The following is a 4,871-nucleotide window of genomic DNA, read 5'->3' as shown; positions in this document are numbered from 1 at the left end:
CAGACCGAAACGAGAAGAGGCCGACATGACGACTGCGACCGCCCCCAGCACCTCCCTGACTGCTGAGGACCGCTGCGACCGCTGCGGTGCCCAGGCTTACCTGCGCGTCGAGCTCCAGACCGGCGGCGAGCTCCTCTTCTGCGCCCACCACGCTCGCGAGCACGGCGACAAGCTCGCCGAGGTCGCCGAGGTCGTGGTGGACGAGACGCACAAGCTCTCCGCCACCCCCAACCGCTCCAACCACGACGACTGACGAGTCGCGGTGCGTGCACCGCTACTCGCTCGGAACGACCCCGGACCACGTCCGGGGTCGTTGCCGTTTTCCGCCGCGATCTCCGCTACCGGTCGAGCTGCGTGAGCTCGAACCGGACCGGTAGCGCGCTGAGGATCGGCATCCTGCTGATCGTGTCGACGGTGGTCTCGGTGCTGATCAGCTCGGAGACGCCGGCGAAGTCGCTCCCCTGCTCGCCACCGATCAGGCTCCCGAACCCGTGCGAGACCGACACCACTCCGCGCCGGAGCGTGTCGTCGGCCGCGAGCCGGACGTCGATCGAGCCGTGCGCGGACACCAGCCGGACGACCTGCCCGGCCTGCGCGCCGAGCGCGGCGAGATCGCCAGGGTGAAGCGATGCCGGGTTGCTGGTCGCTGACCGCGGCATCTCGTGACACATGCTGTTGTAGACCAGGCCGTTGCGACGGCAGGTGAGCAGGTGGGTGAATCCCTCGTCCTCCCCACCGGTCGAGTCGTAGCCGAGGAGGGTGCCGATCTCGGCCGCGACCTCCTGGCCGAAGAGCTGGAAGCGATCGTCCATGCCCTCGAACTTCGACAAGACCTCGAGCCCCTCGAACTGCTCGAAGACCGCACCCCCCTCGTGGCGACGGATCTCCTCGAGTGCGACGCGGGTCGTGCCGTCGGGGTAGAGCAGGTCGAAGAAGCCACCGGCGTCCGGCAGGTCGTCGAGGTCGAGGAGGCCTCCGGGCAGCTCGACCTTGGTCCCGAGGCGTCGCGCCAGCTCGGCGAGGTAGACCCACTCCTCCCGGGCCTCGCCGGGCGGGGGGACGACGGCCTCGGCGAACTGCACGAAGGGCCGGTTGTAGAGGTAGTCGTTGTAGGCCGTCAGCTCGAGCCGCTCGAGGCCGTAGCTTGCTGGGAGGGCGTAGTCGGCCAGGGTCACGGTGTCGGTCTCGCGGACGTCGATGCACACCAGGAGGTCCAACGACTCCAGGGCCTTCACCGTCTTGGCCCGGTCGGGCCAGGACGTCACAGGATTGCCTCCGACGACGATCAGCGCGCGGACCTGTCCGTCACCGGGCGTCAGGATCTCGTCGGCCAAGGTGCTGGTCGGCATCTCCTGATAGACCTGCCGGGCTCCGTGGAGGCGCGAGCGGTGGGTGTTCTTGTCGGGGCTGAGCTTGTCGGGGAGGAAGTCGCGCGGCACCACGGCCGCCACCGAAGGAAGGTCAGGCAGCAGCACGGGCAGCGTCTCGCTGACCTCGCCGGCTCGGTTGAAGCGTCCGCACAGGACGTTCAGCGCAGCGATGAGGTGCTCGGCGAGGTTGCCGTGCGGCCCCATGTCGGGCCCGGTGCCGCTGCTCACGGTCCCGCGCCGTCCCGAGGTGAAGAGGTCGACGGCGGTCTCGATGTCCGCTGCGTCGAGCCCGGTGCGCCTGGCGACGTACTCCAGCGTGAACGGCTCCACCGCGGCGCGCAGGTCGTCGACGCCGTCCACGAACTCCTCGCAGAAATCGACGTCCTGGCGTCCGGAGTCGAGGACCAGCCTGATCATCCCGGCGAGCAGGGTCGCGTCCTCCCCCGGCTTGATCTGCAGGTGCAGGTCGGCCAGGTTGGCCGTCTGGGTGCGTCGCGGGTCGACGACGATCAGCTTGAGACCGCGCTCCTTCGCCTCACGGATCGCCTTGGGGCGCCAACCGGGGGCGGCCCCGGGCACGTTGAGCCCCGAGACGACGACGTTGTTGCCCATCATGATCGACACGTCGGCGGACTCGAAGTCGTGCGTGCCCGCGGCCCAGACCCCGACGCGACCGGCCGCGATGACCTTGGCCGGCTGGTCGATGGTGAGCGAGGTGTACATCTGGTGGGAGCCGAGTCCGGCGAGCCAGGCGTGGGTCATCGGCAGCGGCGTGGTCTTGAACGTCGCACCGTTGCCGGCATAGATCGCGACCGACTCGGGGCCGTGCTCCGCACGGATCGCTGCGAGGCGCTCGGCGATCTCGTCGAGGGCCACGTCGGTCGCCACGTCGCGCGCTTGGTCCCCGCGACCCGCCCGGGCCGAGGTGAGCCGGTTGGCCGCGGTCAGCAGGTGATGGAACTGGCGGCCCTTCGTGCAGCTGAACCCGCGACTCATCGGGTGCTCGGCATCGGGCACCATCTCGACGATGCGGTCGTCCTCGACTCGCGCCTCGAACCCGCAGAACGCCGTACAGATCGTGCAAAAGGTCTTGGTCGTGTGGCTCAACGCCTGACTCCTCGTCGCAGGTGCCCCTCCCGGCGCTCCGCACCCTACGGCGCCGAGGGCCTACTTGAACAGGGTTCTTTAACTGCGGTTCTCTTCCCAGAAGCCGTGGTCCCGACGCAGGTGGCGCGGTCGGCCGTCGGGGTCGTGGAGGTAGGTGTAGGGCAGCGCGGCGACTGCCCGGGCGAACGGACCCAGCTCGCCGGCCCGCATCGCGCGCAGTCGACCGTCGGGACGCGGACCCACGCGACCACCGTCGTGCCAGGCGTCCAGCCGGGCGGCGGATGCGGCATAGGTCGCGAACATGTCCGCAGGATCGAGGCAGTCGGCCGTCGTCGTGAACGACTCGTCGCACACACGGTCGAGGTGCTCTGCCGCCAGCGTGAGACGCAGCCGACGCCCGTAGTCCCCCGCCCGGTCGACGACCACCGCGGAGAGCTCGGAGTCGTGGGTCCACGAGCGCCGGTTGAAGTTGTCGGAGCCGATGGTGGTCCAGGTGTCGTCGATGACGCACGCCTTGGCGTGCACGTAGACCGGCGTGCCGGAGTGGTTCTCCAAGCCGTAGAGCGCCACCCGGTCGGGGGCGGCCCGTAGGAGGTGCCGCAGTGCCCGACGCCGCCCCTCCAGCTGGGGCCACCGACCGAGCGGTCCCTCGAGGTCCGGATGGAGCGGGGTGACGGCGATGATGTGGAGCTCGGGGTTCTGCTCGAGGGCTCGGCCGAACATCTCGCCGACGTGGCGGCCCCACAGGTACTGGTCCTCCACGTAGATCAACCGTCGCGCGCGTCGGATCGCCCTGGTGTAGCCGCGCGCCACGCTCCGCTCTCCGCCCGGGGCGAAGGGGTAGTCACGCTTCGCAGTCAGCTGGGGGTAGGTCCGCAGCAGCTGCACGACGTGGGTCCCTCCGGGAACTGCGGGTGGCGCAGGGAGCTGGGCCGGCAGGGGCGACGGGGTGGGGGTCGACGGCGTGCTGCGTCGCGGTCGGGTGATCCGCCGACCCGACGTCCCGTCGAACGGGGCCGGGTCTTCCCAACGCTCGCGGAAGACCGTCTCGACGTCGTGCACTGCAGGCCCGGTGATCTCCGCCTGGACGTCGTGCCACGGGGGCGTGGCGCCGTACTCCTCGGCGAGGTCGTAGTGCTGCGGGTCACCGAGGTGCTCCGCGTCGTCGCGGCGCGAGTGACACAGGTCGATCCCGCCCACGAAGGCCACGTCGCGACTCGGGTCGTCGCGATGCCGCAGCACGACGAACTTCTGGTGGTGCGACCCCCGCGGTCGTGTGCGCAGGTCCAGCCACGCCTCGACGCCCCGAGCCCTCAGCCGCGAGCTGAACTCCGCGTTGTCGCCCAGGTCTCCGGCCGCCGCGGCCGGTCGGGAGTGCCACACCAGACCGCGCACGTCGACCCCTCGAGCGGCGGCCCGACCCAGCACCTCCAGGACCTCGCTACCGGGCTCCCCCGTCAACCGCTCGTCGGCATCGCCCTGCCAGTCGGCGAAGCGCACCACGTCGCCGGCGCCCGTCGCCTCGAGACACTCGTGCAGCCGCGCGAAGTAGGTCGCTCCGTGGATCAGTGGACGGACCCGGTTGCCCTCGGTCCACGCCTGGCCGGGGTGGATCTCGTCGAGGCGGGTCCGATCGTTCCCCCGTTCGTCAGCGCTCAGAAGCCACGCGGTGAGGTCGTGCGACGAGATCTCGGTCGGGTCGGCCATCCCACCACCCTGCCCGATGCCCGGGCCGTGCGTCGGCAGAGGGGACCGGCGTTGACACCGTTCCTACGATGGAATCGCGTGAAATCAGTGCTCCTTCACCGAAGCGGAACGCTCATGACACCCATCAATCGCCACGTTGCCGGCCCCGGCGGCCCGCACCCCGTCAGTCGCCGTGCTGCCATCGCCGGCGCGGCGTGGACTGCTCCGACGATCGTCGCCGTCACGGCCGCCCCCGCCCACGCGACATCCCACGGCGGCACCGGCCACCTCGATTACTCCCGCGGAGGGTCGGAGTACCGATACCACGCCGACCCCGACATCTCGTACGTCTTCTTCAAGGACCACACGTTGGTGTGCAGGGGTGGGCCAGGTATCGACGTAGGAGGCCTCACCGTGTCACCCACCTGCAGCGAGGCCGCCGCTCACTCCTCGACGAGGGACCCCGGCGCGTACTGGGCCCAGGTGGGCGACCACCCCAACGGCCAAGGCACGTACACCTACCAGTACCAGCGGGCTGTCGCCACGGGAGGATCCGTCGACCTGCCGCAGAGCAACATCTGGAGCGCAGCCAGCGGCTCCACCGCGACCTTCGCGGTGTCGTTCAACGCGCCCGGGTACAACTCTGCGGTCGACGTCTTCGCTCCTCCCGCGGCCGGGTGACGAACGACCGACGCCGCCCGGACCTCC

Annotated in this window: 4 protein-coding genes; 2 read left to right on the top strand and 2 right to left on the bottom strand. The window is 70.3% G+C overall.

Annotated features, from left to right (window positions below; genetic code table 11):
- Positions 1-25: 25 nt before the first annotated feature.
- Entirely contained in the window at positions 26-253 is a 228-nt protein-coding gene (locus VOI19_RS14420) for a hypothetical protein (RefSeq protein ID WP_323793657.1), read from the top strand.
- A gap of 85 nt (positions 254-338) precedes the next feature.
- Here VOI19_RS14420 and VOI19_RS14415 read toward each other — a convergent pair whose 3' ends face one another.
- Both VOI19_RS14415 and VOI19_RS14410 read right to left on the bottom strand, forming a co-directional pair.
- Positions 339-2,477: a molybdopterin-containing oxidoreductase family protein gene (locus VOI19_RS14415; RefSeq protein ID WP_323793656.1), complete on the bottom strand. Its 2,139-nt coding sequence runs from the start codon at positions 2,475-2,477 to the stop codon at positions 339-341.
- A gap of 78 nt (positions 2,478-2,555) precedes the next feature.
- Complete coding sequence (locus tag VOI19_RS14410) at positions 2,556-4,184, bottom strand: phospholipase D family protein (protein ID WP_323793655.1); 1,629 nt, start codon at positions 4,182-4,184, stop codon at positions 2,556-2,558.
- Between the two features lie 114 nt (positions 4,185-4,298).
- Between VOI19_RS14410 and VOI19_RS14405 the strand changes: the two genes are divergently transcribed.
- The gene (locus VOI19_RS14405) at positions 4,299-4,844 is read left to right on the top strand and encodes a hypothetical protein (RefSeq protein ID WP_323793654.1); all 546 of its coding nucleotides are present in this window, start codon (positions 4,299-4,301) and stop codon (positions 4,842-4,844) included.
- The last annotated feature ends 27 nt before the right edge of the window (positions 4,845-4,871 follow it).

Source organism: Nocardioides sp., assembly GCF_034670285.1.
Classification (GTDB): Bacteria; Actinomycetota; Actinomycetes; order Propionibacteriales; family Nocardioidaceae; genus Nocardioides.
This window is presented reverse-complemented; position numbering and strand designations above follow the sequence as displayed.